This is a genomic window from Streptomyces sp. NPDC093261 (genome assembly GCF_044753645.1).
Lineage (GTDB): Bacteria > Actinomycetota > Actinomycetes > Streptomycetales > Streptomycetaceae > Streptomyces.
The window spans coordinates 230998-257204 of the sequence record NZ_JBIVNO010000004.1 but is presented as its reverse complement, the minus strand read 5'-3'; the positions used below and the strand labels follow the sequence as shown (position 1 = coordinate 257204).

The 26207-nt window shown below is 72.4% G+C and carries 26 protein-coding genes; 15 read left to right on the top strand and 11 right to left on the bottom strand.

Annotated features, from left to right (window positions below; translation table 11 throughout):
* Positions 1–58 precede the first annotated feature (58 nt).
* From murC to ACIP94_RS12745, 6 genes are all read left to right on the top strand, one after another.
* Entirely contained in the window at positions 59–1447 is a 1389-nt protein-coding gene (gene murC / locus ACIP94_RS12770; protein WP_402423628.1) for a UDP-N-acetylmuramate--L-alanine ligase, read from the top strand.
* Between the two features lie 14 nt (positions 1448–1461).
* Positions 1462–1869, top strand: a complete 408-nt coding sequence (msrB, locus tag ACIP94_RS12765) for a peptide-methionine (R)-S-oxide reductase MsrB (RefSeq protein WP_402423625.1) — start codon at positions 1462–1464, stop codon at positions 1867–1869.
* 205 nt (positions 1870–2074) lie between these two features.
* A complete protein-coding gene (locus ACIP94_RS12760; protein WP_402423622.1) occupies positions 2075–2557 on the top strand; it encodes a molybdopterin-dependent oxidoreductase in 483 nt (160 codons plus the stop codon).
* A 174-nt stretch (positions 2558–2731) separates the two neighbouring features.
* Positions 2732–3874 carry an ABC transporter ATP-binding protein gene (locus ACIP94_RS12755; RefSeq protein WP_402423619.1) on the top strand — a complete coding sequence of 381 codons (1143 nt, stop codon included), beginning with the start codon at positions 2732–2734 and terminating at the stop codon, positions 3872–3874.
* Positions 3871–4587, top strand: a complete 717-nt coding sequence (locus ACIP94_RS12750) for an ABC transporter permease (protein ID WP_402423616.1) — start codon at positions 3871–3873, stop codon at positions 4585–4587. Before ACIP94_RS12755 ends, ACIP94_RS12750 begins: the two co-directional genes overlap by 4 nt.
* Positions 4584–5252 carry an ABC transporter permease gene (locus ACIP94_RS12745; protein ID WP_402423614.1) on the top strand — a complete coding sequence of 223 codons (669 nt, stop codon included), beginning with the start codon at positions 4584–4586 and terminating at the stop codon, positions 5250–5252. The genes ACIP94_RS12750 and ACIP94_RS12745 overlap by 4 nt, the downstream gene beginning before the upstream one ends.
* A 57-nt stretch (positions 5253–5309) precedes the next feature.
* On the opposite strand, the gene ACIP94_RS12740 is transcribed toward ACIP94_RS12745, so the two are convergent.
* Genes ACIP94_RS12740 through ACIP94_RS12725 form a run of 4 tightly spaced genes read right to left on the bottom strand, consistent with a single transcriptional unit; the run spans position 5310 to position 9446 of the window.
* Positions 5310–5909, bottom strand: a complete 600-nt coding sequence (locus tag ACIP94_RS12740; protein ID WP_402423611.1) for a GTP-binding protein — start codon at positions 5907–5909, stop codon at positions 5310–5312.
* Entirely contained in the window at positions 5896–6330 is a 435-nt protein-coding gene (locus ACIP94_RS12735) for a DUF742 domain-containing protein (RefSeq protein ID WP_402423608.1), read from the bottom strand. The genes ACIP94_RS12740 and ACIP94_RS12735 overlap by 14 nt, the downstream gene beginning before the upstream one ends.
* Positions 6331–6366: 36 nt before the next feature.
* The gene (locus tag ACIP94_RS12730; RefSeq protein ID WP_402423606.1) at positions 6367–6843 is read right to left on the bottom strand and encodes a roadblock/LC7 domain-containing protein; all 477 of its coding nucleotides are present in this window, start codon (positions 6841–6843) and stop codon (positions 6367–6369) included.
* On the bottom strand, positions 6840–9446 hold the full coding sequence (locus tag ACIP94_RS12725; protein ID WP_402423604.1) for an ATP-binding protein: 2607 nt from the start codon (positions 9444–9446) through the stop codon (positions 6840–6842). The genes ACIP94_RS12730 and ACIP94_RS12725 overlap by 4 nt, the downstream gene beginning before the upstream one ends.
* Before the next feature lie 420 nt (positions 9447–9866).
* Here ACIP94_RS12725 and ACIP94_RS12720 point away from each other — a divergent pair, with 420 nt between their 5' ends.
* Positions 9867–10829 carry an ABC transporter substrate-binding protein gene (locus tag ACIP94_RS12720; protein ID WP_402423602.1) on the top strand — a complete coding sequence of 321 codons (963 nt, stop codon included), beginning with the start codon at positions 9867–9869 and terminating at the stop codon, positions 10827–10829.
* 10 nt (positions 10830–10839) lie between these two features.
* Entirely contained in the window at positions 10840–12336 is a 1497-nt protein-coding gene (locus tag ACIP94_RS12715) for an aromatic amino acid ammonia-lyase (RefSeq protein WP_402423600.1), read from the top strand.
* Positions 12337–12351: 15 nt separating this feature from the next.
* On the opposite strand, the gene ACIP94_RS12710 is transcribed toward ACIP94_RS12715, so the two are convergent.
* The gene (locus tag ACIP94_RS12710; protein ID WP_402423597.1) at positions 12352–13167 is read right to left on the bottom strand and encodes an SAM-dependent methyltransferase; all 816 of its coding nucleotides are present in this window, start codon (positions 13165–13167) and stop codon (positions 12352–12354) included.
* A gap of 63 nt (positions 13168–13230) precedes the next feature.
* On the bottom strand, positions 13231–14106 hold the full coding sequence (locus ACIP94_RS12705) for a helix-turn-helix domain-containing protein (RefSeq protein WP_402423594.1): 876 nt from the start codon (positions 14104–14106) through the stop codon (positions 13231–13233).
* Between the two features lie 291 nt (positions 14107–14397).
* Here ACIP94_RS12705 and ACIP94_RS12700 point away from each other — a divergent pair, with 291 nt between their 5' ends.
* From ACIP94_RS12700 to ACIP94_RS12690, 3 genes are all read left to right on the top strand, one after another.
* On the top strand, positions 14398–14877 hold the full coding sequence (locus ACIP94_RS12700; RefSeq protein ID WP_402423591.1) for an ATP-binding protein: 480 nt from the start codon (positions 14398–14400) through the stop codon (positions 14875–14877).
* A 124-nt stretch (positions 14878–15001) separates the two neighbouring features.
* Positions 15002–15487 (top strand): hypothetical protein, encoded by a 486-nt coding sequence (locus ACIP94_RS12695; protein WP_402423588.1) that lies wholly within the window; start codon positions 15002–15004, stop codon positions 15485–15487.
* Between the two features lie 163 nt (positions 15488–15650).
* Positions 15651–16451 carry a VOC family protein gene (locus ACIP94_RS12690; RefSeq protein WP_402423585.1) on the top strand — a complete coding sequence of 267 codons (801 nt, stop codon included), beginning with the start codon at positions 15651–15653 and terminating at the stop codon, positions 16449–16451.
* A gap of 87 nt (positions 16452–16538) precedes the next feature.
* On the opposite strand, the gene ACIP94_RS12685 is transcribed toward ACIP94_RS12690, so the two are convergent.
* On the bottom strand, positions 16539–16958 hold the full coding sequence (locus ACIP94_RS12685; RefSeq protein WP_402423583.1) for a DUF6114 domain-containing protein: 420 nt from the start codon (positions 16956–16958) through the stop codon (positions 16539–16541).
* The gene (locus tag ACIP94_RS12680) at positions 16958–17635 is read right to left on the bottom strand and encodes a DUF6230 family protein (protein WP_402423580.1); all 678 of its coding nucleotides are present in this window, start codon (positions 17633–17635) and stop codon (positions 16958–16960) included. The genes ACIP94_RS12685 and ACIP94_RS12680 overlap by 1 nt, the downstream gene beginning before the upstream one ends.
* Positions 17636–18264: 629 nt before the next feature.
* Here ACIP94_RS12680 and ACIP94_RS12675 point away from each other — a divergent pair.
* Complete coding sequence (locus ACIP94_RS12675) at positions 18265–18921, top strand: Tat pathway signal sequence domain protein (protein WP_402423577.1); 657 nt, start codon at positions 18265–18267, stop codon at positions 18919–18921.
* Positions 18922–18982: 61 nt separating this feature from the next.
* Here ACIP94_RS12675 and ACIP94_RS12670 read toward each other — a convergent pair whose 3' ends face one another.
* Positions 18983–19906 (bottom strand): lytic polysaccharide monooxygenase, encoded by a 924-nt coding sequence (locus ACIP94_RS12670; RefSeq protein ID WP_402423575.1) that lies wholly within the window; start codon positions 19904–19906, stop codon positions 18983–18985.
* A 166-nt stretch (positions 19907–20072) separates the two neighbouring features.
* On the opposite strand from ACIP94_RS12670, the gene ACIP94_RS12665 reads away from it, so the two are divergent.
* Entirely contained in the window at positions 20073–20648 is a 576-nt protein-coding gene (locus tag ACIP94_RS12665) for a hypothetical protein (RefSeq protein ID WP_402423572.1), read from the top strand.
* Positions 20641–21789 (top strand): damage-control phosphatase ARMT1 family protein, encoded by a 1149-nt coding sequence (locus tag ACIP94_RS12660; RefSeq protein ID WP_402423570.1) that lies wholly within the window; start codon positions 20641–20643, stop codon positions 21787–21789. The genes ACIP94_RS12665 and ACIP94_RS12660 overlap by 8 nt, the downstream gene beginning before the upstream one ends.
* Before the next feature lie 3 nt (positions 21790–21792).
* On the opposite strand, the gene ACIP94_RS12655 is transcribed toward ACIP94_RS12660, so the two are convergent.
* Both ACIP94_RS12655 and ACIP94_RS12650 read right to left on the bottom strand, forming a co-directional pair.
* Entirely contained in the window at positions 21793–23052 is a 1260-nt protein-coding gene (locus ACIP94_RS12655; protein ID WP_402423568.1) for a cytochrome P450, read from the bottom strand.
* A complete protein-coding gene (locus ACIP94_RS12650; protein WP_402423565.1) occupies positions 23049–23828 on the bottom strand; it encodes an alpha/beta fold hydrolase in 780 nt (259 codons plus the stop codon). Before ACIP94_RS12650 ends, ACIP94_RS12655 begins: the two co-directional genes overlap by 4 nt.
* 173 nt (positions 23829–24001) lie before the next feature.
* On the opposite strand from ACIP94_RS12650, the gene cyc2 reads away from it, so the two are divergent.
* Positions 24002–26170, top strand: coding sequence for a germacradienol/geosmin synthase Cyc2 (gene cyc2, locus ACIP94_RS12645; protein WP_402423562.1), 2169 nt, complete (start codon positions 24002–24004; stop codon positions 26168–26170).
* Positions 26171–26207: the final 37 nt, after the last annotated feature.

Genomic DNA, 26207 nt, shown 5'->3' with positions numbered 1-26207 from the left:
CGATACGACTAGGGTGGTGTGCCCGTCGACGTTCGCCGCACCACCCCAGGAGACGCATATGGCCCCCGGCCTTCCCACCGCCATGGAGCGACCGCACTTCATCGGCATCGGCGGCGCCGGAATGTCGGGCATCGCCAAGATCCTCGCGCAGCGCGGCGCCCGGGTCGCGGGCAGCGACGCCAAGGACTCGGCGACCGCCGAGGCCCTGAGGGCACTGGGGGTGACCGTACACACCGGACACGCCGCCGAGCACCTCGCCGACGACGCCACCTGCGTCGTCGTCTCCTCCGCGATCCGGGCGGACAACCCCGAGCTGGCCCGCGCGGCGGAGCTGGGCATCCCCGTGGTGCACCGCTCGGACGCGCTCGCACGCCTGATGGACGGCCTGCGCCCGATCGCCGTCGCCGGCACCCACGGCAAGACGACCACCACGTCGATGCTGGCGGTGTCCCTGACCGAGCTGGGCCTCGCCCCGTCGTACGCCATCGGCGGCGACCTGGACGCCCCCGGCTCCAACGCCCTGCACGGCGAGGGTGAGATCTTCGTCGCCGAGGCCGACGAGAGCGACCGCAGCTTCCACAAGTACGCGCCCGAGGTCGCGATCGTCCTCAACGTCGAGCTGGACCACCACGCGAACTACGCGTCCATGGGGGAGATCTACGACTCCTTCCAGACCTTCGCGGGCAGGATCGTGCCGGGCGGCACGCTGGTGATCACGGCCGACCACGAGGGCGCACGCGAGCTGACGCGGCGGCTGGACGGCTCGGTGAAGACGGTGACGTACGGCGAGGCGGAGGATGCCGACGTACGCATCCTCTCGGTCGTCCCGCAGGGTCTGAAGAGCCGGGTGACGGTGGTCCTGGAGGGCTCGGAGCTGAGCTTCACCGTCTCCGTTCCGGGCCGCCACTACGCGCACAACGCGGTCGCGGCGCTCGCGGCGGGCGTGGCGCTGGGTGTCCCGGCGGCCGGCCTGGCCGGGGCCCTGGCCGCCTACACGGGCGTCAAGCGCCGCCTCCAGCTCAAGGGCGAGGAGGCCGGCGTCCAGGTCATCGACTCCTACGCGCACCACCCCACGGAGATGACGGCCGACCTGGAGGCGATGCGGGCCGCGGCCGACGGCTCCCGCATTCTGGTCGTCTTCCAGCCCCACCTGTTCTCCCGCACTCAGGAGCTGGGCAAGGAGATGGGCGAGGCGCTGGCCCTCGCGGACGCCTCCGTGGTCCTGGACGTCTACCCGGCCCGCGAGGACCCCATCCCCGGGGTGACGAGCGAGCTGATCATCGCGGCGGCCCGGGCGGCGGGGGCCGAGGTGCAGGCCGTCCACGACAAGGCGGAGGTCCCCGAGGCGGTGGCGGGAATGGTGAAGCCCGGTGATCTGGTTCTCACCATGGGTGCGGGCGATGTCACCGACCTCGGTCCGCACATCCTGAACCGTCTGTCGAAGTAAGGGGCTGATACGGCATGGCGTACGACGTCGACAAGCCGGACGAGCAGTGGCGCGCGGAGCTGACCCCGGCCGAGTACGCGGTTTTGCGTCAGGCCGCGACGGAGCCCGCGTTCACCGGTGAGTACACCGACACCAAGACCAGGGGTGTCTACTCCTGCCGGGCCTGCGGTGCCGAACTCTTCACCTCGGGCACGAAGTTCGAGTCCCACTGCGGCTGGCCGTCCTTCTACGACCCGAAGGACAGTGACGCGGTGGAACTGATCGAGGACCGCTCGCACGGGATGGTCCGCACCGAGGTGCGCTGCCGCCGCTGCGGATCGCATCTGGGGCATGTCTTCGAGGGCGAGGGCTACCCGACCCCGACGGACCAGCGGTACTGCATCAACTCGATCTCGCTGCGGCTGCTCCCCGACGAGGGCTGACACCCGCCGGGCGGCGGAGCGCACGTTCGCGGTGGCGTCGCGGCGCAGCGGCGCCGCTGCGGGCACCGGGGGAGTGCCTCCCGTATCTGCGAGGCAAAAGACCCTGTCTCTGCCGCAGGGGCCAAGGCCTTTCCGTGTTTCGGCGGGCGGATGCGTTTGTGCGGGGTCGCCGTGTGGGTACCGTTGCCCACGGAGGTGGTGGCCCATGAGCCCGTCCCCGAGGGGGCCGGCCGTCGGCACCGGACCGGCGGCGGAGCTGGCGCTGACCGGTGACCTCGCACGCCCGGTCCGGCTGACCGTGCCCGGCCTCCGCGCCTGGCCCCAGCACCGGGTGCGGGTCAGCTTCGAGTGCGCCACCAGCGGCGTACGGCACCACCGGTTCACCGGCCCGCTCCTGTACGACGTGCTGTCGGCCGCGGGCCCCGGCTTCGATCCCGCCCGGCGCAAGGACCGGCTCCGCTTCCTGATCGCCGTGACCGGCGCGGACGGTCATCATGTGCTGTTGTCCTGGGCCGAGATCGACCCCGACTTCGGGCGTGCGCCCGTGCTGCTCGCGGGCAGCATCGACGACACCCCGCTGGACCGGCCGGGGCCCCAACTGGTGCTGCCCCAGGACCGCTGCGGGGCACGGTACGTCAGCGGCGTCCACGCGATCCGGGTGGACGGCACCTTCGGGGCGTGGGCCTGACGGCGACGCCGTTCCCCGGTCCAGGACGCGTCCTGTGACTCTTCCGCGGGCCGACCCCCAGGTCACCCGCCACAGGGCCGCAACACTCGCCGTCTACACTCTCCCCGCAACGGCCCGTGCGACATCGGCCGGGGATCGGGCCGCTCCTGCCACACCCGAAGGGTATTCGGCGCTTTGATACGGATAGAGTCACTCACCAAGCGGTACCCGGACGGCACGGTGGCGGTCGACCGGCTGTCCCTGGAGATACCGGACCGCTCGATCACCGTCCTCGTCGGTCCTTCCGGCTGCGGCAAGACCACGACCCTGCGCATGATCAACCGGATGGTCGAGCCGAGCGAGGGCACGATCACCATCGACGGCGTCGACATCGGCCGCCGGCCCGTCAACTCGCTGCGCCGGTCCATGGGTTACGTCATCCAGAACGCGGGCCTCTTCCAGCACCGCACCATCGTCGACAACATCGCGACCGTGCCCCGGCTGCTCGGCTGGGGCAAGGACCGCGCCCGGACGCGCGCCCGGGAGCTGATGGAACGGGTCGGTCTCGACGCGTCACTCGCCAAGCGGTACCCCTACCAGCTCTCCGGAGGGCAGCAGCAGCGCGTCGGCGTGGCGCGGGCGCTCGCCGCGGACCCGCCGGTGCTGCTGATGGACGAGCCGTTCTCCGCGGTCGACCCGATCGTGCGCAAGGGTCTTCAGGAGGAACTCCTCAGGATCCAGGACCAGTTGGGCAAGACCATCGTCTTCGTCACCCATGACATCGATGAGGCGATCCGGCTCGGCACGATGGTCGCCGTCATGCGGACCGGCGGCCGGCTCGCGCAGTTCGCCCCGCCCGCCGAACTGCTCTCCTCCCCGGCCGACTCCTTCGTGGAGGACTTCCTCGGCACGGACCGGGGCATCCGCCGGCTGTCCTTCTTCACCTCCGGGGCGCTGGAGTTGACGAAGACCCCGATTGTCGCCGTCGACTCCACCGCCGAGCAGATCGCCTCCCGCATCACCCCGGACACGCCCTACCTTCTCGTCACCGACCTCGACGGCAGGCCGCTCGGCTGGAGCGAGCCCGGGAAGCTGACCGCGGGGGGCATCGCGCCGGAGCGACTGCTGCCGTACGGGCGGCCGTTCGTCCACGGCAGGGACTCGCTGCGCGCCGCGCTCGACGGCGCCGTGCTGTCGCCCACCGGCTGGGCCGTCGCCGTGGACGGCGACGGCCGGGTGGCCGGGGTCGTGTCGCAGCAGACCGTCGGCGAGGCCATCCGCAGCGCCCACGCCGCGGGCGAGCGGGAGGACCAGCGCGAGGAGAAGGTCGCCGGATGAACCGGTTCTTCGACATCCCGAGCGACCTCCAGCACAGCTGGCTCGGCCTGATCGGGCTGCATCTGCGGGAGGCCCTGCTGCCGGTCCTGGCCGGTCTGCTCGCGGCCCTGCCGATCGCCCAGCTGTGCGTGCGGTTCCGCTGGCTGTACCCGCCGGTGCTCGGCGTGACGACCGTGCTCTACGCCGTCCCGTCGCTGGCGTTCTTCGTCGTCCTCATCGACTACACCGGCCAGACCGAGCTGACGGTCATGATTCCGCTGGCCGTCTACAGCCTGGTCGTCCTGGTCCCGGCGATCGTCGACGGCGTCCGCTCGGTGCCGCAGGAGACGCTCGACGCGGCCACCGCCATGGGCTTCGGGCCGCTGCGCCGTTACGTCCAGGTGCAGTTGCCGATCGCCGTGCCCGCCATCCTCGCGGGCCTCAGGGTGGCGACCGTGTCCAGCATCAGCCTTGTCAGCGTCGGCATGCTGATCGGCAACCAGGGCGCACTGGGCAATCTGCTCAACGACGCGAACATCTACCACCGGCCCGAGCTGGCGTGGAACTCCGTGCTCACCACGGCGGTCCTGGCGATCCTCGCCGACGGCCTGCTGGTCCTCGTCCGCGTCCTGCTGACCCCCTGGATGCCGCGGGGCACGGGCCGGCGGCAACCCAAGGACGCCGGGGCCCGGCCCGAACCCGCCCTGCCCGCCCTGGAGGAGGCCGTCCGGTGAACGTACTCCACTTCGTCAACGCCTTCTTCGGCGACAGCGCCCACTGGCACGGCTACGACGGCATTCCGCACCGTCTGCTCGAACACGTCCGGTACTCGCTCCTCGCGCTCGCCTTCGCCGCCGCGATCGGGCTGCCGATCGGCCTGATCACCGGTCACAGCGGGCGCGGCGGCAACACGCTCGCCCTGATCGCCACCGCCGCCCGGGCGCTGCCCAGCTTCGGCCTGCTGGTGCTGATGTTCATCCTGCTCGGGTTCGGACTGCTGCCCGTGATGATCCCGCTGGTGGTGCTCGCCGTGCCGCCGATCCTGGTCACCACGTACGAGGCCGTGCGGTCCGTCGACCCGCCGCCCGTGGACGCCGCGCGGGGCATGGGGATGACCGAGCCGAGGATCCTCTTCCAGGTCGAGGTGCCCGTCGCGCTGCCGCTGATCCTGAGCGGTCTGCGCTCGGCGGCCATCCAGATCGTCTCCACGGCCACCATCGCCGCGTACGTCAGCCTCGGCGGCGTCGGCCGGTACATCGTGGACGGGCTCTACCAGCGCGACTACGAGAAGGTCGTGGGCGGGGCCACGCTGGTGGCCGTGCTGGCGCTGGTGACCCTCGGCGTGTTCTGGGCGGTGGCGCGGACCGCCGTGTCGCCCGGAGTGCGCAGAAGCGCCTGACGGCACATACGAGGGCCCGAGGGCCCGGAGGGAGACCCCCGGGCCCTCGGGCGTTTCTCAGCCCTCCGTGAGGGCCAGCGCCTGCTCCAGTACGACGAGCAGCGCGTCCCGCACCGAGCCGCGCTCCCGCGCGTCGAACACGATGACCGGGACATGCTCGGCGACGTCCAGCGCCCAGCGGACCTGGTCCACGTCGTACTCCACCTTGCCGTCGAAGGCGTTGAGGGCGACCGCGAACGGGATCTCCCGGTGCTCGAAGTAGTCGACGGCCGCGTAGCAGTCGTCGAGGCGGCGGGTGTCGACGATGACGAGCCCGCCGACGGCACCCTCCACGATGTCGTCCCACATGAACCCGAACCGCTCCTGGCCCGGCGTGCCGAACAGATACAGCTTCAGGGTCGGGTCGATGGTGATGCAGCCGAAGTCCATCGCGACCGTGGTCGTGGTCTTGCGCGGGGTGTGCGTGAGGTCGTCCACGCCCGCCGCGACCTCGGTGATGGCCGCCTCGGTGGTGAGCGGCTCGATCTCGGAGATCGAGCCGACGGCGGTGGTCTTGCCCACCCCGAAGCCGCCCGCGATCACCATCTTGACCGGCAGCGGCGGTCGTACGGCGGTCTGTGTCCCGGCACCGCGGATGACGGGTTCAGTCGGTGTCACGGAGTACCCCCCGGGAGTCGGGAATGGCCCGGAGGCCATCGATAACCCTGCGCAGCACGGACGCGTGGTGGGTGACGTCGGTCTGCGGCACATGCACCGTCAGATGCCCGGTGGCGCGCAGGTCCTCGGCCAGGACGCGGACCACGTTGAGGTGCAGCCGCAGCCGGGCCGCGATCTCCGCGACGGACTGCGGCTGCCTGCATACGGCAACGATGTCGTGCTGCTCGAACGAGAGCCCGTCGAGTGCCTCGAGGCCGGCGGCGGTGGCCACCACCTGGGTCTCGACGGGGACCGGCCGGCCGGAGGCGGTGGGCGCCACCCGGCCGGCGGTGACCAGGAACGGTCGTACGGCGGGGGCGGGGCCGACGGGCTCCAGGCCGCCCTCCTCACCGGCACCGCGCGCAGTGCGGCCGTCCGCCATGGGTGCCACGTCCTTCCTCGACCGGGCGAAGACCTGTCACCCCGTCGACGTGGCGCCGACGCTGTTCTTCAGTTCCAGCACAAGCCGGGGGCTGAGGGCGGCACCGGCCCGGTTGGCGAACAGGGTCATCTCGTAGGCGATGTTGCCCAGCTTGGCCTCCTTGCCGGCGACCACGCCGAGCACGGCGCCGCTGCCGATCGCGGAGACCAGGACATGGCCGCCCTCCAGATCGATGATGACCTTGTTGAGACCGCCCAGGCCGTAGTTGCCGGAGGCACCGGCGGCCAGGCTGGTGATGCCGGAGACGATGGCGGCGAGCCGCTCCGAGTCGGCGTGCTCGCGCAGTTCGGAGACGGCGATGAGCAGTCCGTCCGAGGACACCGCGATGGCGTCGACGACGCCCGCGGTCTCCGTCGCGAACCGGTTGAGCAGCCAGGTGAAGTCGGCTGCGGCGGCCTTCAGGTCGGTCGGCGTGGTGCCTCCTGCCGGAGTGTCACCTGTCGACGTGCTCACTGCTCCGCTCCTTCCGGGAGGTGGTTCTGGTCATGCGGGTCATGCGGGTCGAGCCTGTCGTGCGGGTCATGCGGGTCGAGCGTGTCCTGCGGGTCGTGCGAAGCGGTCGGGACGGAGCTGTCGCGGTGCGCGCGCTCCACGGCGGCCTCGAACTCCTCGAGCGCCGCGCGTACTTCCTCCGGGTCGGCGGGCCGGGACACCTGCCGTGCCGGGCGCTCGGCGGCCTCGGCGGTGGTCCACAGCGTCGCACCCCGGACGCGACGGCGCAGCGGGCGGGGCGCGCCCGGGTCCGGCGCGCTCTCCTCGGTCCGGGGACGGGGGATGAGCGGGGGCTCCTCGGCGCGGACGTGGGGCGCGGCCGTGCCGGAGGCGTCCGTGGGATCCCGGTGGTTCTCGGGGGCCGGACCGGCATCGCGGCGGGGGACCCTCCGGGGCAGGGGGTCCGGCCCGTCGTCGGCGGCGGGGACGGACTCCGCGGCCGTGGAGTCCGCGGCGGCGGAGCCGGTTCGTCGTGCGGGCGTCGCGTCCTGGGCGGTGGCGGCCCGTGAGGGCACCAGCCCTGACACGGCGGGCGCGGGTGCCGGTGCGGAGGGAAGGGGTGTCGCGGCGGAGACCACCGGGGAGCTCACCGGGCTCATCCTCAGCAGCAGTGACGAGGGGATCTCGACCGTCGCCGTGACACCACCGCCGGGCGTACGGGACAGCACGACCCCGACCTCCCAGCGGCGCGCCAGCGTGCCGACCACGAACAGGCCGAGCACCCTGGTCGGGACGAGGTCCAGGCGCTCGCGGCGGATCAGCCGGGCGTTCTCCTCGGCCAGCCGCTCGGCGCTCATGCCCAGGCCGTGGTCGACGATCTCGACCACCGCGCCCTCGGCGCCCGCGCGCACCGTGACCTCGACGGGGCTGCCCGCGGGCGAGAACGAGACGGCGTTCTCCAGAAGTTCGGCGACCATCAGGGTCAGATCCCCGATGATGTCGGGCTCCACCATGACCTCGGCCCCGGCCAGCAGCCGCACCCGCTGGAAGCCCTCGATCTGGCCGAGAGCGGCGCGTACGACATTGGTGAGCGCCGTGGGGCCGGAGTCCAGGACCGTCTCGCGGATGCCGGCGAGCAGCATCAGACTGTCCGCGTTGCGGCGCAGACGCACGGCGATGTGGTCGATGGAGTAGAGGCGTTCCAGCAGCGCGGGGTCGGTCTCCCCCCGCTCCACCGCGTCGATCAGCGACAGCTGACGCGTGGTCAGATTGCTCACTCGGCGGCCGACGTTGCCGAACATCTCGGCGACGTTGCGGCGGCTGAGCACCTGGCGCTCCAGCAGCGCGGCGGCGGTGGTCTGCACCTGGTTGAAGGCCTCGGCGAGTTCGCCGATCTCGTCGCGCGCGGTGACGGGCATCTCCCGCAGCCGTGGCGGGCCGTCGTCCTCGGCGTCGTCGTCGGCCACCCGGGCGAGTTCGCGGCCGGCGACCTCCGCGACCTGTCGCGCGGCGCCGGTGAGGGCCTGCACGGGGCGGGCCACCGAGCGGCGTACCGCCACGGAGAAGGCGATCCAGACGACGAAGCCGATCAGCGCGAGGTTCAGCAGCAGTCCCGCCCGCCACTGCGCGGTGTCGGAGGCGTCCTCGGCCCGGTCGGCGATCTGCCGGATCAGGGAGGTCGTGATCCTGAGCCGGCTCTCGGCCTGCTTCGGGTAGGCGGGGTAGTCCGTCAGCGCGGTCTCGAACGCCTGCCGGATCTGCGCCGGAGTGTCGGCCTGCAACCCGCTCGGGTCGATGCTGAGCTCGGCGTAGGCCGTGGCGATCTCCCGCTGGGCCGCGCTGTGTTCCATGCCGGACAGCTCGTCCGCCTGCTCGTCGGTGGCGAACCGTCCGAAGCGGTCGGCCTGATAGGTGTACAGCTCGTAGGAGCCGACCGCGCCCGTGAACTCGATGAGCGCGTTGGCGTCCCCGGTCGTCGCCGAGAACACACCGGTCTCGAAGGCCGCGTGGGCGGAGCCGGCGCGCAGGAGGGAGTCGAGCAGATTGCCGGTGAAGGTCGTCGCGAGATCCGTGTCGCGCTCCAGGCCGAGACCGTCGATCAGGCCCTTGGCGGCGTTGGTGTACGCCGGGTCGATGTTGTCGGCGGGCAGATAGCTCTGCTCGACGCTCTCGCGCAGGCTGGTGAGCCCCTCGACCTGCTTCAGGGCCTGGTCCTCCGTCGCCGGCAGCCGGTCGCCGAAGGTGCGGCGCACGGTGCCGATCTGGGCGTCGACGGCTCTTTGGGCGCCACGGTAGGCGGACAGGGAGGGCCTGCCGTGGCCGGCGGCGGCCTCGTACCGCACGGAGAGCAGCACGGCCTGCTGGTGCTCGGCCTCCACCCGGTCGACGAGCCGGGCGACCTGGGTGCTGTCCCGGACGAGCCGGGCCGCCGACTCGGCGCTGCCCGACCGCTGGAGCAGGTCGGTGATGAGGTAGGCGAGCAGCACGGCGACCACCGCGAGCGGGATGCCGACGAGGACGTTGAGCTTGCGTCTGAACGGCCACCGGTCGGCGAAGCCGCGGGGGCCACCCCTCGGCGACGACGGCGCCGGCCGGGCCGGCGCGTCCACCTCGTTCGTGGGCACCAAGCCTCCTTCGAAGGCCTCTCAGGGCGCGCGAGGATTTCACATGATCGTCATCGGTCGACGGGGGGTCACCCTCGGAACCGGACGTGGTCGGCACAGATCGGAATGCGGCGGCCGGAACATCGTTGTCGGCCCGCAGTGCGGCCGGCCCCCAACTTCCGGGAGACTACCGCCTCTTCAGGCCCCGCTCCGATCGCCCTACGTCAAGAATCCATTACAAAGAGCGCCTGGTTCCGCTCCGGTCCGTCCGTCGTTGCCTCACCGCCGGGCGTTCACAACAGGCCGTACGCCGAAGCCAATCGTGACCAGAAGAGACTTGACTGACCGAGAACCGGCTGGATTGGATCGGTGAGTGCGGTGCCCGCATGTCCGCACAGCTCTGCCATGCCCTGCCTCAACCCCTGAGCCGGAACGGGAATCGTGACTTCTACCGCGAACACCAGCACGTCCAGCAGGAGACTCCCCGGCGCGGCCGCCGTCGCCCTCGCCGCCACGGCGGCACTGCTCGCGGGGTGTTCCTCGTCCTCCGACGGCAAGTCCGACAACCCCCTCTCGGGCGGCCAGGCAGGCGGCGACACCGTCGTCGTCGGCTCCAACAACTTCGCCGAGAGCATCCTGCTCGCCGACATCTACGGCGAGGCCCTCAAGGCCAAGGGCGTCAAGGTCACCTACAAGCCCAACATCGGCAGCCGCGAGACCACGTACGGCCTGCTCAAGAACGGCTCGATCACGGTCCTTCCGGAGTACAACGGCGCCCTGCTGGCCTACCTCGACAAGAACGCGGCCCCGAAGACGATCGCCGCCACGACGGCCGCGATCAACGCCAAGCTCGACTCCAAGCTGACGCTGCTCGACCCGGCGCCCGCGCAGGACAAGGACTCGGTCACCGTCAACGCGGCCAGCGCGCAGAAGTACCACCTCACCGGCAAGTCCAGCATCGCGGACCTGAAGAGCGTCGCCAAGGACCTGGTCATGGGCGCCTCGCCGGAGTTCCAGACCCGGCACCAGGGCCTCGCCGGCCTGAAGGACGTCTACGGGCTGGAGTTCAAGTCCTTCAAGGCGCTCGACGCGGGCGGCCCGCTGACCCAGGCCGCGCTCCAGAAGAACACCGTGCAGGCCGCGGACCTCTTCACCACGGACCCGACCATCTCCAAGGAGAAGTTCGTCGTCCTCCAGGACACGGAGAACCTCTTCGGGTTCGAGAACGTGCAGCCACTGGTCTACAAGTCGGGGCTGTCCCAGAAGGGTGTCCAGGCCCTCAACGCGGTCTCGGCCAAGCTCGACACCGCGGCCCTGCTCGACCTGGACAGCCAGGTGCAGCTCGACAACAAGGACCCGCTCGACGTCGCCAAGGCCTGGCTGAAGTCGGCCGGCCTGGACTGATCCGCCCGCCGTGGACACCACCGCGGACGGACCGGCGCGGATACCCCCGTGCCCCGGGGGCACGGTAGCCCGTGTCGTCCTGGACGGCACCGGCCTCGACGTCGGCGGGGTGGTCCGCCTCGCCGACGGCACGGCCGTGCCCGCCGTGTCCCCGGAGGCGCTCGATCGTGCCCGGCGGTCCTGGCGCACGGCCCAGCGGCACGCCGCCACGGGCCGGCTGTACGGCCGGGGCACGGGCGTCGGCGCCCATCGCTCGGTGACCGTCCCGGCGCACGACCAGGCCGGCCACGGACTGCGCGTGCTGCGCAGCCACGCGGGCGGTGCGGGCGCCCTGCTCCCGGCCCGTGAGGTACGGGCCATGCTCGCCGTGCGCGCCAACCAGTTGCTGGCGGGCGGCTCCGGCATCCAGCCCGCCTTCGTCGGTGCGCTCGCCGAGGCACTGCGCCTCGGCGTCCACCCCGCCGTCAACGAGTACGGCGGCATCGGAACCGGTGATCTGACGGCGCTCGCCCAGACCGGGCTGACCCTGATCGGCGAACGCCCCTGGTTCGGCGACCCGGCCGGCGGCCTGCCCGCGCCCGTGACCCCGGGTCCCGGCGACGCGCTCGCGCTGCTCAGCAGCAACGCCCTCGCGCTCGGCCAGTCCGCGCTGGCCTGCCACGCGCTGTCGGTGCTGCTGCGCGCCGCACACGCGGTGGCCGCCCTGTCGCTGGCCGCGGTCTCCGGCTCCCTGGAGGCCTACGCGGCTCCCGTGCACGCCCTGCGGCCCTACCCGGGAGCGGTCCGTGCCGCCGCGGAGGTACGCCGGCTGCTCGGGGCCCCCGACCGGCCCGCGCCGGCGCCGGGCCGCATCCAGGACCCGTACGGCTTCCGGGCCTTTCCCCAGGTGCACGGCCCGGCCCTGGAGGCCGCGGACAGGCTGCGCGGGATCCTCGAAGTCGAGATCAACTGCCCCTCGGAGAACCCGCTGATCGGCGAGGACGGCACCGCCCACCACCACGGCGGCTTCTTCGCGGCGCCGCTGGGGCTCGCCCTGGACGGACTGTGCCTCGCGCTGCTGGGCACCGCCCGGCTGTCCATCGCACGGCTCACCGCACTCGGCCGGCCGGACCTCACCGGGCTGCCCGCGTTCCTCGCCTCGGGACCCGCGAGCAGCTCGGGCACGATGATCCTCGAATACACCGCCAACTCCGCGCTCGCCGAACTGCGCGCCTGCGCGGCACCGGCGTCCGCGGGCCACGCGGTCCTCTCGCACGGCCTGGAGGAGGCGGCCAGCTTCGCCTCGCAGGCCGCCCGCCAGTCCCTGCGGGCCGTGGACTCCTACCGCATCGTCCTGGCCTGCGAACTGGTCGTCGCCGTCAGGGCGTTGCGTGTGCACCCCGCCCCGCCGGACGTACCGGCTTTCCGGGCCGCCGCGGCGGCGCTCCCCGACGGCACGGAGGACCGCCCCCTGACGGCGGACGTGACGGCGGCCGCGGAACTGCTGTCCGGCCTCTCGGAGTTGTAGCGGGGTCCCCCCGGCTCAGGGCTTGCGGGCCACCGCTCCGTACATCGCGATGTCCTCGTCACGGAGGTCCTTCTCGCCCGAGCCGTCCGGATGCCACTTGTGCACCTGCACGATGCCGGGCTCCATCAGCTCAAGCCCCTCGAAGAACTCATGGGCCTCGTCGATCGTCCGCAGCCGCATCGGCATGTTGCGCGCCGCGTACTCGCGCGCGACCCGCCCCACCTCCTCCGGCGCGAACTCGGCCGTGCCGATGGTCATCGCCAGATGGCTGCCGGACGGCAGCGGTTCCAGCAGCCGCCGTACGATCCCCACCGCGTCGTCCTCGTCCAGCATGAAGTGGACGATGGCGATGACCGTGAGGGCGACCGGCCGTGTGAGGTCGAGGGTCTCGCGGAACTCCGGGGCCCCGAGGATGGCCTCCGGGTCGCGGAAGTCGGCCTCGACATACGCGGTCCTCCCCTCGGGCGCGCTCGCCAGCAGGCCCTGGGAGAGGGTGAGCACGATCGGGTCGTTGTCGACGTACACCACCCGGCACTCGGGTGCCACCGACTGGGCGATCTCGTGGAGGTTGGGGGAGGTGGGGATGCCGGTGCCGATGTCCAGGAACTGGCGGATCCCCTCCTGCTCGGCGAGCCGGCGCACCGCCCGGTTCATCCAGTCGCGGTTCGCGCGCATATGGACGGGGAGAGCGGGCCACTCCCGGGTCATGGCGTCGCCCGCCTCCTGGTCGGCGGGGTAGTAGTCCTTGCCGCCCAGGATGTAGTCGTAGATACGCGCCGAATGCGCGCTCTCGGTGTCGATGCGGTCGGCCGGCCATCCGTTGTCGGACAACGCTGCCTCCTCTTCCAGAGGTCTCGTGGGGTTGGGACGGGGCGGGAGTGGGGGAGGGGGCCCTCACCACTCCTTGCGGATCGCGCCGAGGACGGCCTCGGTCCTCTTCGCGGGAGCGGCCTGCGCGCCCAGCCGGTCCAGGGCCTCGCGGTAGACCATGACGTCGTCGGTCTTGTCGAGGTAGACCGCGCCCACGAGGCCGCTCAGATACACGACGTCCGGCAGCTCGGGCGCCCGGAACCGGAAGAGATGGAACGCACCGGTGCGCAGGGCCGGGTGCGGGCCGTTGCCGAACGGCATGATCTGCACGGTGACATGGGGGAGCGCGTGCACCGCGATGAGATGGTCGATCTGGGCGCGCATCACCTCCCGGCCGCCGACCGGCCAGCGCAGCACCGTCTCGTCCAGTACCACCCACATGCGCGGCGGCGCGGGCCGCGTCAGCAGCTCCTGACGCCGCATGCGCAGCGCCACCCGCCGCTCGGTCGCCTCGGCGGGGGCGTGCGGGGTGGCCGCGCTCAGCTGGGCACGCGCGTAGTCCTCGGTCTGCAACAACCCGGGCACGAACTCGGTCTCGTACGCCCGGATCTGCAGTGCCGCCTGCTCCAGGCTCAGATACGCCTCGAACCAGTCCGGGAGCACATCGCGGTAGGTGTGCCACCAGCCGCGCTTGTTGGCCTCGCGGACCGACTTCAGGAACGTGTCGATCTCGTGGCGGTCCGTGACGCCGTAGGTATGCAGCAGTTTCTCGGCGTCCGCGAGCCGCAGCCGGGCCACCTTGGCGCCCTCCATGCGGCGGATCGTGGAGTGGCTGACGCCGATCGCGTCGCCGGCCTGCTCGTAGGTCAGGCCGGCCCGGGTCCGCAGCTCCTCCAGCTGCCGGCCGAGGATCATGCGCAGGACGGAAGGGGCGCCGCCCCAGTCGGTCTCCGCCGTCACGCCTACCCCCTCGCCCGGGATGCACGGTCGCCGTACGGCACGATCACCCGCCGACCGAAGCAGCATGCACCTCGCGGAATGCAATTTTCAACTTGCCGGTTGCGAGGGCCTGTTGGCGGATGCCAGAGTGTTCCCACCGCCGAAGGCCGATGAACGAAGCGGCTGAGCAGCTTGGTCGGGGGAGACCGGGGCTGCGCGTCAGTACATGCGGCGAGGGACACGGGGCACGCGTCCGGGCGCCCGGCGGCGGGCACCGGCCGGGGTGCCCCGGCAGACGAAAGGCGAACGGCGATGGCTCCGCCCTCCCTCCCCCGCTCCTCCGCCCGCCTTCCGGCGGGCGCGTCCCCAGACGGATCCGCCGTCTTCGACCTCCCGGCCGTCCCGGCCGCGCCCGGCGCGGCCCGCAGCGGCGTCCGTGGGCTGCTCCGCCGGTGGGGCACCGGCGCGGCGACGGGCGACAACGCCGTCCTGGTGATCTCCGAACTCGTCACCAACGCGGTGCTGCACACCGCGAGCGAACGGGTCGTCTGCCGGGTGAGCTCCGACGGCCACCGGCTGCGCATCGAGGTCGAGGATCAGAGCCTCAGCGGCACCGTGCCGACCCGGGCCTGCCCCGGCCCGGACGACCAGGGCGGCCGCGGGCTGGTGCTGGTCGACGCCCTGAGCAGCGGCTGGGGCGTGCGGGACGCCCCGCACGGGTCCGGCCGCGTCGTCTGGGCCGAGCTGCCACCGGAACCCGGCGAAGTGGTCGCGACCGCCCCGCACCTCTAGGCCCGTCCCCCATCCGGCCGACCGAGCCGACGGGGCGCACCGGCGGGCAGAGGGCGTAGGACGCCCGGACCCCTGCTCCCCGGCGCACGACCCCGGAGGCGAACGAGCACCAAGGACTCCCCCCATGAAACGACCGCACTCCTGCGACCCGCTGACGTATCCGTCCCTCGGCCGGCCGTCTGTCCGCCTGCCGTCCGCCCCCGCCGGGCGGTTCGCCCTCCCCGCTGAGCCGGCCGCCCGTCTCGGCTGCGACGCCGTGGGCACCCCCCGGGAACACGGCGCGAAGATCATGAACTGTCTGCCCCGCGTAGGCTGCGTCTTCGCCGACGAGCTCCGCTGGTGGTGGATCGTCCCCGCGGGCTCGGACATCGGTGTCACCTGGCCACCGTCGACGTCCTACGCGGTCGGGGCGCGCCTGGAACGGTCCGTGGCCCCGCCCACGGACGCGCCGCTCGCCGACCCCTCCTGGCGCGGCCCCCGCCCCGCCCTGCCGTTGCTGATCCACCGCCCGGACGGTGACTCTCCGTACACACCGCCCCTCCCGCTGTATTTCCTGGTCTGCCGCCTGGCCGGCAGCGTTCCGCACTGGTCACCGGGCGTCGGCGCCTGAGGCGGTTCCGGGCCTCAGGCGCCCGGGCCGGTCCCGCTCCGGATGACGTCCGGCGTCCGGTGGCGCATCCTTGCAGGGGCGCGATCGGGGTACCCGGATGCCCTGAGCGAGCGAGGGGAGAGGTGGCCGGCGCCTCCCCCGAGGAACCGGGCGGTGTGTGGGCATGGCCGAGAACGCGACCAGCGGCAAGGGGGGAGTCTTCAGCGACGCGGTCTTCGGCGCGCCGTGCTGGGTCAGTCTGACCACACGCGACGTCGAGACCACGGAGGAGTTCTACCGGGCCGTGTTCGGCTGGGAGTGGCGGCCGAACAGCCTCGGCGACCGGTTCAGGGTCGCGCAGGTGGACGGCGTGCCCGTCGCCGGGATCGCGGCCGTGGCCTCGATGTGGCAGATGGCGGTGGCCTGGACGGTGTACTTCGCGGTCCCGAGCGCGGACGACGTCGCGGCCCGCTGCCGCGAACGCGGAGGCACGACCGCCGTCGGCCCGCTCTCCCTGCCGCCTGGCCGGGCGGCTCTCCTCGCCGACCGCGACGGGGCCGTCTTCGGCATCTGGGAGGGCCGGCTCGTGACGGACTGGGAGCAGTGGCGCAAGGCCGCCCAGACCTTCATACGGCTGCACACCCGCAACGCCTTCGACGCTGCCATCTTCTACGGGGAGGTCCTCGACTGGGCCTCCTCGCGCCAGGGGTGCTGCGAGGTGCAGTACGTCGGTGACGAGGTCGTCCTGCGCAGCGGGGGAGTGGTGGTGGCGCGGATCCACTCGGGGGCGGTGGAGTCGGCGCCGGACCCCACGATCCGCCCCCACTGGCAGGTGAACTTCGCGGTCGCCGACGTCGCCGCCTGTGTACGGACCGCCCGCATGCATGGCGGCGAGGTACTCCAGTGGGAGGACGGCGCCGAGGAGGCGGTCCTGGCCGACCCGGACGGCGCCCGCTTCACGGTGACCTCCAAGCGTGAGGGCTGACGTCGGATCCGGCTCCCCGGGGCCCCGGCGGACCGGATCCGGCGGGGCCCCGGGGGGGAGGGAGCCTGTGGGGGGAGGGGGAGGGGCTCAGGACACGGCCGAGTCGGGGGTGGTGGACGGCGCCCGACGGCGGCGCAGCAGGCGCCGGCGCGGCTGCTGGTCCGGCAGCCAGCCGAACGCCAGACAGCTGCCCGTCGCGCCCAGCAGCAGGCCGATCAGGAATCCGCCCAGGTTGGACGTGAGCCAGGTGCCCAGGGACGCCAGGATGCCGACGATCGAGTAGAAGAGCCGCTGCGCGGAATGGAAGAGGAGCAGCAGACCGCACAGCAGCATCACCGTCGGCAGCAGATAGCCCGCCAGGCCCTGCATGCCGATGTGCGTGATCACCTTCAGCGGCGCCTTCTCCGTGAGGAGGATCTCCGCCCCGCCCAGCGCGAGCAGCAGCCCGCCCCAGAAGGGGCGGTTGCCCTGCCAGCGCCGGAAGGCGGACCTCGCCCGGCCGGACATCAGCAGCCCGTCTCGTGGAAGCTGAGATGGAGTCCGGGCAGCGTGAACACCCCTGCCGTGGTGGCGTAGTTGGTCTGCCGCAGGTTGTCGATGTGCACGGTGTCGGCCTGCTGGCTGAAGACGCCCTTGGCGCCCTGCACCCCGCCCTTGTCCAGGGTGCTGGCGTCGTCGCCGATCTCGATGTTGCGGAACGCGGCGTTGCCGGACATCACGGTGGAGTCGGTGGTCAGATCGGTCGCGGTCACCTTGTCCTTGCCGTCGCCCGCGGTGATGTACAGATTGGTCCCGCCCAGGTCGACGCTCTGGCACAGCTTGGTGAGCGTCGCGTTCTTCACCACGGAGGTGACGACCAGCACCTGGCCACCGGTGTCGCCGGCGTTCGGGCTGTCCTCCGCCATGGTGTCGAGGTTGCCGAACTGCTCGAAGCCGGTGCCGTCCAGATCGACGGCGGTGACCGTGAAGGGCATGCCGGAGATCGCGAACTGCACGCCCAGCGCCCCCTGAGCGGTCATGATGGCGAGCCCCGCGGCGAGGGCGAGCGCAGGCACCGCCATCACCGCGGCCCGGCGCAGGCGGACCCGCCCGCGTCTCGCGGTCGAAAGCTCGGCGGTGGAACCGCTTTCCGGGTGGTCGGGGGTGGAACCGGGGGACGCCGTGGCGTCCGAGGGCGAGGCCATGTCTGCTCCTGGGCATAGGCGATGCGGGGAGGGCTTCTCCGGCACGGCGTCCTGGCGCGGACAGTGGCTGCCGCGTGACGCCTCCTCACACTCCCGTCGGGTGCAAGGGCTTTCTCGTGACGCGGCAGTTACCGACGAGGAAGTTACCGGGGGTTACATGAAGGGTCAAGGGAGATGTGGCAGAAGGTGTGCCGAATACGGGGTGCCTGTGAGGGAGCGGTGCCGGCGCCCCGTCCGCCGCACCCGCCCCCACCCGGCCCGTAGCAGCGTCATTCACCAACTCCCGTGCGGATCCTTGACGTTGATGTCCCATCAGGTCTACAAATTCGACTGCTTCCCACGGATCCGTGGCGCCGGATCCGTGGCACCGCGCAATGCCGCTCTCCCGGCCCCGTCCGCCCGGGGGGTCGCGACATCCCCTTTCGCGCGGTGCCCCGCACGGATCCCGTCACCTTCCGACCGCGATCCGTTCTTTCTCCTCCGCGACACCGGCACGGCCGCCATCCCCTGTCCGCGGCCCGCCCGGTGGCCGGCGGTCGCTGCCGGCCCGTCTCGTACGGAGAAGGCGTCCGGGCCGGTAGCGGCCCCTCACCCGCACAGCTCCCCGTTACGGAGAAGAGGCACCCCCCATGCGTACGACTCGACCCCTCCTCGCCCTCACCGGCGCCGCCGCGGCGCTCGCCCTGGCCGCCGCCTCCCCCGCCTCCGCGGACAGCGCGGTGCTCACCGCCGGAGGCACCGCCGTCGCCGTCGGCGATGTGCTCAACGCGTCGCTGGCGAGCGGCACCACCGCCACTCTCTACTCCAGCGCCACCGGCACCAGCGGCGTCTCCTGCACCTCGTCCGCGTTCACCGCCACCGTCACCGACAACCCCGCCGCGCCCGGCATCGCCACGGAGTCGCTCACCGGCCACACCTTCACCAGCAGCAGCTGCACCAGCAATGTCACCGGCGTCCTGGGCGTCACCGGCATCACCGTCGACAATCTGCCCTACACCACGGCGGTCGCCTCCGACGGCACGGTCAGCGTCACCCCGGCCGCCGGCTCCACCATCCAGACCACGGTCAAACTGCGCACCCTGCTCGGCACGATCACCTGCGTCTACCAGGCCGCCGGCCTGACCGGCAAGACCGACAACACCGACAACAGCCTCGCCTTCACCAACCAGCAGTTCACGAAGTCGTCGGGCTCGTCCCTGTGCTTCGCCAACGGCTACTTCACGGCGAAGTACGCCCCGGTCACCGACACCAGCCAGTCGGGGAGCCCGGCGGTCAGCGTCAACTGAGGGCCCGGCCCGAAGGCCGCCCCCGGCCCATGTGGGCCGGGGGCGGCCCCTCCCGGCCGTCTCACCCGCGCCGGCGGCGCAGCGCCAGGGCGGCGCCCCCGGCGAGGGCCGCGAGCACCACGGCACCACCCGTCAGCAGCGGCAGCGACGGGCCTCCGCCACCGGGCACGGTGGCCGCCGCCGGAGCCCCGGACACGGTGGCCGCCGGCTCGTCGGGTGACGGCGCGGGCGCGCCGGAGGCGCCGGGCGAGCCCGGGCTCCGGGACGGGCCGGGCGGCGTGCCGGGCGTGCCCTTCTTCCCGTCGGCGTCCTTCCGGCCGGCGCTCCTTCCGTCGGCGTTCGAGGCGCCGGAGGCGCCCGACGCCGAAAGGACCACGTCCGAGCACGAGTAGTACGTGTCGGTCGTGCTGGAGTTCCGCCAGATCGTGTAGAGGACGTGGTGCCCCGAGCGGTCCGCCGGGAGCGTCGCCCTGATCCGGTACGCGCCGTTCGTCAGCGGCGGGTCCGTGACCTCGGCGAACGGCTTCGCGGGCAGGTCGGACCAGGTCAACGGCTTGGTGGGGTCGTACCCCTGCTTCGTCAGATACAGCTCGAACGTGCCCGTGTGCGGGATCGTCGAGCTGTACCTCATCGTCAGCGCGGCCCCCGGCGCGAGCCGGGTCGAGGGCCAGTCCGCGCGCGCCAGGTCCAGCCCCCGGTAGGCGGGCAGTCCGCCGCTGCACAGGCGGCCGTCCGGGATGAGTTGCCGGTCCCTGCCCTTCACATCCGCCACCCGCAGATTGTCCCAGGCCGTGAACGGCGCGCCGTTCGCCGAGATCGCCTCCCGGCACGCGGCGGTGCGCTGGCGTCCGCCGCCCTCGGGCGAGCACGCGAACACCCGGCTGACCGGGTCGGTGGGCGCGCCATGGGCGAAAGCCGGGGTCGCGGGCAGCAGCGTGACCGCCACGGCGACGGCGGCCGCGGCGGTGGTGCGGTGTGCGGTCATCCGGTGCCTCCAACGCGCATCGGGTCCGGCGGGTGCGTATGGAGAGGTACGCGGAAACGGCGACGGGCGTTCACCCGCGGCCCCACCTGCGGCGAGCGACGACGGCCGGAGCGGCCGGAAGCCCTGTCGGTCGGAGCCGGCCGGCGGCGGCCGTTAGCGTAGGGCCATGGCAACGGAGAGCGTCCCAGAAGCGGTCGAGGTGATATGTCCGGGCTGCGGCTCAGCCGACGCGCGGTCGGCAGCGGAGGTCTGCGCCGACCAGACCGCCCGGAGCCAGGGCCTGGCCGACCGGCTGGCGCGGTCTCCGGATGCGCCCTCGCGGTTCGACAGCTGTCTGCACTTCGCGGAGGGCATGCTGATGGCCGGTGTCGGCGCCGCCCTCGCCTACGACGGCATGGACGGCGGCAAGCCGCTCTACACCGCCGGCGGCGCCCTGCTCGCCGTGCTGGTGATCATCGGCACGTTCGTCGTGGTCCGGGGAGAGGGCCGTGAGCGGGCCCTCGTGGCGGCGGGTGCGCCCCGGGCCGACGCGCTGTGGCGATCGGCGTACTACTGCGCCGGGTGCGCGTCGGTGTTCTGCCCCGGCGGCACTCCGTGGCAGGGTCGGCTGACGCCGGAGCAGTTCAGGAAGCTGGTGTGGACCGAGGCCGGCTACGGACGGCAGCTCGAGGAACAGTTCACGGACGTGGAACTGCCGCCCGGGGTCCCGGCCGGCCCTGGAGGAGGCCCCGACCATGCCTGACGCCCCCGTGATCCTCGCCGACCAGCCGGGTTCCTTCGCGCACGGTGTGCTCGCCGCGCGTCACCCCGCCCTCATCCACGCGGTACGAGACGCCTTCCCGTACGGACCCGGGCAGCGGCGGGCGCTCGACAGGCTGCTGGCCAGCGCCACCGAGGGCGTGATCGAGCCGCTCGGCACGGACGACGACGAGCGCTGGGCGGCGTGGGGCGCCCGGCCGTACCTCGGCCGCTCCTGGTTCGAGGTCCCCTTCCTGTGGTCCGAGAGCTACTTCTACCGCCAACTCCTCCAAGCCGTCGGCTACTTCGGCCCCGGCCCCTGGCAGGGCCTCGACCCCTTCCGGCCCTTCAAGCTCGCCGAACTCGACGCGCCGGAGACGGACGAGGAACTCGCGGCGCTCGACCGGCTGACAGGGCGGCCCGAGCGGGAGCAGGCCCGGGCCCTGCTCCACGGCTCGCTCTGGGGCAACCGCGCGGACCTCGGCTTCCGGCTCTCCATGCCCGGCGCCACCACTGCGGTCTCCCAGCTCGTCGCCGACGACAGCGAGGCACTCTGGTCCCTGCTGCCCGCCGACACCGTCTGCCTGGTCGCCGACAACGCGGGCCGTGAGCTGATCCCGGACCTGCTGCTCCTCGATCATCTGCTGCGCCACGGGCGGGCCCGGCGGACTCTGCTGCACGTCAAGCCGTACCCCTACTACATCTCCGACGCCACGACGGCCGATGTCGTGGACGCCGTACGCCGGCTGACCGCCGCCAAGGGCGCGGCCGCCGACGCCGGGGAGCGGCTGTGGGCGGCGCTGGCCGACGGCCGTCTCGAGGTCAGGGCGCACCCCTTCTCCTGTGCCCCGCTGCCCTACGCGGACATGCCGGAGGACCTGCGCGCCCAGTTCGCCGCCGCGGACCTGACGATCTTCAAGGGGGACCTCAACTACCGCCGCCTGGTGGGCGACCGGCTCCATCCGCCGACGACCCCCTTCGCGGACATCACCGCCTACTTCCCCGGCCCGGCAGCGGCGCTGCGCACCCTGAAGTCGGACGTGATCGTCGGCCTGGACCCGGCCACGGAGGCCGCGCTGGTCGCCGCCGAGGGGCAGCGATGGCGCACCAGCGGCACCCACGCGCTGGTCCAGGTCCGGCCGTGAATCTCAAGTTACGTGCAGCACAAGCGACTTGACGCCGTTGATGAAGTTGGAGACGAGCCGTCCCGGCGGCGCCGCCAGGCGCGGCGCGGCCAGGGCGCGCAGGGCCTCCTCGTAGAGCACCCGCAACTGGAGCCGGGCGAAGTGCGCGCCGAGGCAGACATGCGGGCCGTCCCCGAAGGAGACATGCGGGTTCGGCGTCCGGAACGGGTCGAGCCGGTCCGGCGCGGTGAAGACACGCTCGTCCCGGTTGGCGGAGGCGTGGAAGACCACCACCTTGTCGCCCGCGCGAATGCGCCGCCCGGTCAGCTCGGTGTCGCGGGCGGCGGTCCGCCGGAAGCTGAGCACGGGCGGGTGCCAGCGCAGCAGTTCCTCGACGGCGAGCGGCAGCCGGTCCGGGTGCTCCCGCATCGCGTGGTACGCCTCCGGGTGCTCGGCCAGGGCCAGCAGTCCGCCGGGCGCGGCGGCGCGAACCGTGTCGTTGCCGGCGATCGTCAGCAGGAAGAAGAACATCTCCAGCTCGCGGCCGCTGAGTTCGGAGTCCGTGGCGAGCGTGGTCATGATGTCGTCCGCGGGGTGCCGCCGCTTGTGCGCCGCCAGCTCCTGGGCGTACCCGAACATGTCCCGCAGGGCGGTCGGCGAGCGCGGATCCACGGGCCGGCCCGTGACGTCCCGCCGTGCCTCGCCCTCGTCCGGGTCCTGGTAGCCGATCACACGCTGGGTCCAGCGCAGCAGCAAGCTCCGGTCGGACTCCGGCACCCCGAGCAGGTCGCCGAGGTTGAGGACCGCGTAGTCGTCGGTGACGGCGGCGACGACGTCGCAGGTGCCGTCACCGGCCCGCGCCCGGTCCACCGCCCCGGTGAACAGGGCCCGGGCCCGGGCCCGGGCGACCGCCGTGAAGCGGTCGATGCGCCGCGGCGTGAAGGCGCGGCTCACCAGGCGTCTCAACCGCCCTTGTTCAGGCGGGTCCTGATTGAGCATCATCCTGCGGATGAACGGCAGGTCGGCGGGGTCGGGATCCCGGATCTGGGTGGCACCGACATACGAGGAGTACGTCGCCGAGTCCTTCAGCACGCGCACCACGTCCGCGTGCCGGGTCACGGCCCAGAAGCCGGGCCCCGCCGGCCAGCCGAGCACCTCGGGCTCGTCCTGCCAGGCGACGGGATGGTGGTCGCGCAGCGTCCGGTACGCCGCGTGGGGCACCCCGTCGGCATACCGGCGCGGGTCGAAGACATCGGGGACGGGCGGCGCCTGTCGTACGTTCACGCCGAAACGTCCTCGGCCCGCAGGAAGTCCTCCACCGCGCGGATCAGGTCGAGGGGCGCCTCGTCCATCGCGTAGTGGCCGGCCGACGGCAGTTCGACCAGCGAGCCACCGGGATACCAGCGCAGCCAGGTCTCGCGCAGCAGCGTCGTCGTCAGCGCCGGGTCGAGCGCGCCCGTGACGGCCAGCGCGGGCACGGTCGACCCCTTGACCTCCGCGTGGAAGTCCTCCCCGGCCCATGAGTCCAGCCACGACCGGAACGCCGTCGCGTCGCTGTGCGCCAGCGACCGCGCGACCATGCGGTCCAGCCAGGCGGCCGGGGCCCGGCCGCCGGTGGTGACATCGAGGATGGCGCGCCGGTTCGCCGGCTTGTCGGCGGCCCCGGCGAACAGCTCCCACTGGTCGGCGGGCAGCGCCATCCCCGAGGCCGGGACGGGCGAGACCCCGACGATCCTGCGCAGCCGGCCGGGGGCGAGCGCGAGCAGCCGCTGCGCGACCGCGCCGCCCATCGAGTGCCCGACCACCGAGAACCGGTCCCAGCCCAGCCGGTCCGCCAGGGCCACGAGGTCGGCGGCGGCCTCGGCGGTGCCGAACGCGCCGGACGCGTCCCGCGCCGCCCCGTACCCGCGCAGATCCACCAGGGCGTAGGTGAAGGCGTCGCGGTCGAGATCCGGCAGCACCGTCGCGTACGCGGACCGGTCGGCGAACCAGCCGTGCACCGCGAACACCTTGTGGGCGCCGTCGCCGTGCACTTCATGAGGCAGCACGAAGGAGGTCATGCGACCACCGTGGCCCGGGGGAGGAGGGGCGGCAAGGGGGCGTGACACGTCGTGCGCCGGAAAAGCCGCCAGGGCCCGCGCCCCGGACGGTGCCTCCGCCTCCGATTCACGCGATGGTGTGATCACATCCCGTCACACGGATGGCCCGCAGGGCCCCCGGGTAGTGCCCGGCCATGACGCAGCCGTTCCAACTCCCGCACTTCTACATGCCGTATCCCGCGCGGCTGAACCCGCATCTCGACGAAGCGCGGGCCCACTCCACGGAATGGGCCCGCGCCATGGGCATGCTGGAAGGCTCCGGCATCTGGGAGCAGTCCGACCTCCAAGCGCACGACTACGGGCTGCTCTGTGCGTACACCCACCCCGACTGCGACGGCCCGGCCCTCTCCCTCATCACCGACTGGTACGTCTGGGTGTTCTTCTTCGACGACCACTTCCTGGAAGCCTTCAAACGCACCCAGGACCGCGACGCCGGCAAGGCCCACCTGGACCGGCTGCCGCTGTTCATGCCCATGGACCCGGCGGCTCCCGTACCGCAGCCGGAGAACCCCGTGGAGGCGGGACTCGCCGATCTGTGGGCGCGCACCGTGCCGTCGATGTCCCCCGACTGGCGCCGGCGGTTCGCGGTCGCGACCGAGCATCTGCTCAACGAGTCGCTGTGGGAGCTGTCCAACATCAACGAAGGACGCATCGCCAACCCCGTCGAGTACATCGAGATGCGCCGCAAGGTCGGCGGCGCCCCCTGGTCCGCGGGCCTGGTCGAGTTCGCGACCGCCGAAGTGCCCGCCGCCGTGGCCGGGTCGCGCCCGCTGCGCGTGCTCATGGAGACGTTCTCCGACGGCGTCCACCTGCGCAACGACCTGTTCTCGTACCAGCGCGAGGTCGAGGAGGAGGGCGAACTCAGCAACGGTGTGCTCGTCCTGGAGACCTTCTTCGGCTGCACCACACAGGAGGCGGCGGACACCGTCAACGACATCCTCACCTCACGGCTGCACCAGTTCGAGCACACCGCGCTCACCGAGGTGCCCGCCCTCGCCCTGGACAGGGGGCTCACCCCGGACGAGGTCGCCGCGATCGGCGCGTACGCGAAGGGACTTCAGGACTGGCAGTCCGGCGGCCACGCATGGCACATGAGGTCCAGCCGCTATATGAACAAGGAGGTCCGCCCCGGGCGCGGCCCGGCTCCGACCGGCCTCGGCACATCCGCCGCCGACGTCCGGGCACTGCTCGCCGACGCCGGGGCGGAGCGGATGCGCGCCTACACCCATGTCCCCTTCCAGCGGGTGGGTCCCTCGCTGCTCCCCGACTTCGTCATGCCCTACGAGCTGGAACTCAGCCCACACCTGGACGGGGCCCGCGACAGACTCACGCCCTGGGCCCACCGGACGGGCATCCTCCAGGAGGGCGTCTGGGACGAGGACAAGCTCCTCGCCTACGACCTTCCGCTGTGCGCGGCCGGTCTGGACCCGGACGCGACCCCCGAGGCGCTGGACCTCAGCTCCCAGTGGCTAGCCTGGGGCACCTACGGCGACGACTACTACCCGCTGGTCTTCGGTCTTCGGCGCGACCTGGCGGCGGCGCGGGTGTGCACCGAGCGGCTGTCGTCGTGCATGCCGCTCGACGGCGAGGAACTCCCGGTGCCGGTCAACGGCATGGAGCGCGGTCTGATCGACCTGTGGGCGCGTACCACCGCCGGTATGACCCTCGACCGGCGGCGCACCCTGCGCGCCGCCGTGGACACGATGACCGAGAGCTGGCTGTGGGAGCTGTCCAACCAGCTCCAGAACCGCATCCCGGACCCCGTGGACTATCTGGAGATGCGCCGCGCGACCTTCGGCGCCGACCTCACCAAGAACCTGTGCCGCATGGGCCACGGCCCCGAGGTGCCGCCGGAGGTGTACCGCAGCGGCACGGTCCGCGCCCTGGAGAACGCGGCCATCGACTACGCGATGCTGATCAACGACGTCTTCTCGTACCAGAAGGAGATCCAGTACGAGGGCGAGATCCACAACGCCCTGCTCGTCGTGCAGAACTTCTTCGGCTGCGACTACCCGACGGCCGTGCGGATCGTGGGCGATCTGATGACCCAGCGCATGCGGCAGTTCCAGCATGTCGCCGCCCGCGAACTGCCCGTGCTCTGCGACGACTTGGGCCTCACGGCGGAGTCCCGGGCCATCCTGGACGGCTATGTCGTGGAACTGGGGAACTACATGTCCGGCATCCTGAACTGGCATCGCGGCTGCCATCGCTACGGCGCCGCCGACCTGGCCCGGCGCACCCACGGCTTCGTCCCGGACCTGGCGTCGGCCGCCGGCCTGCGGCCTGAGCCGGTGCCCCGCTGACCGCGTGCGTGCCGGGCGGAGGCGAGGCGGGACGATG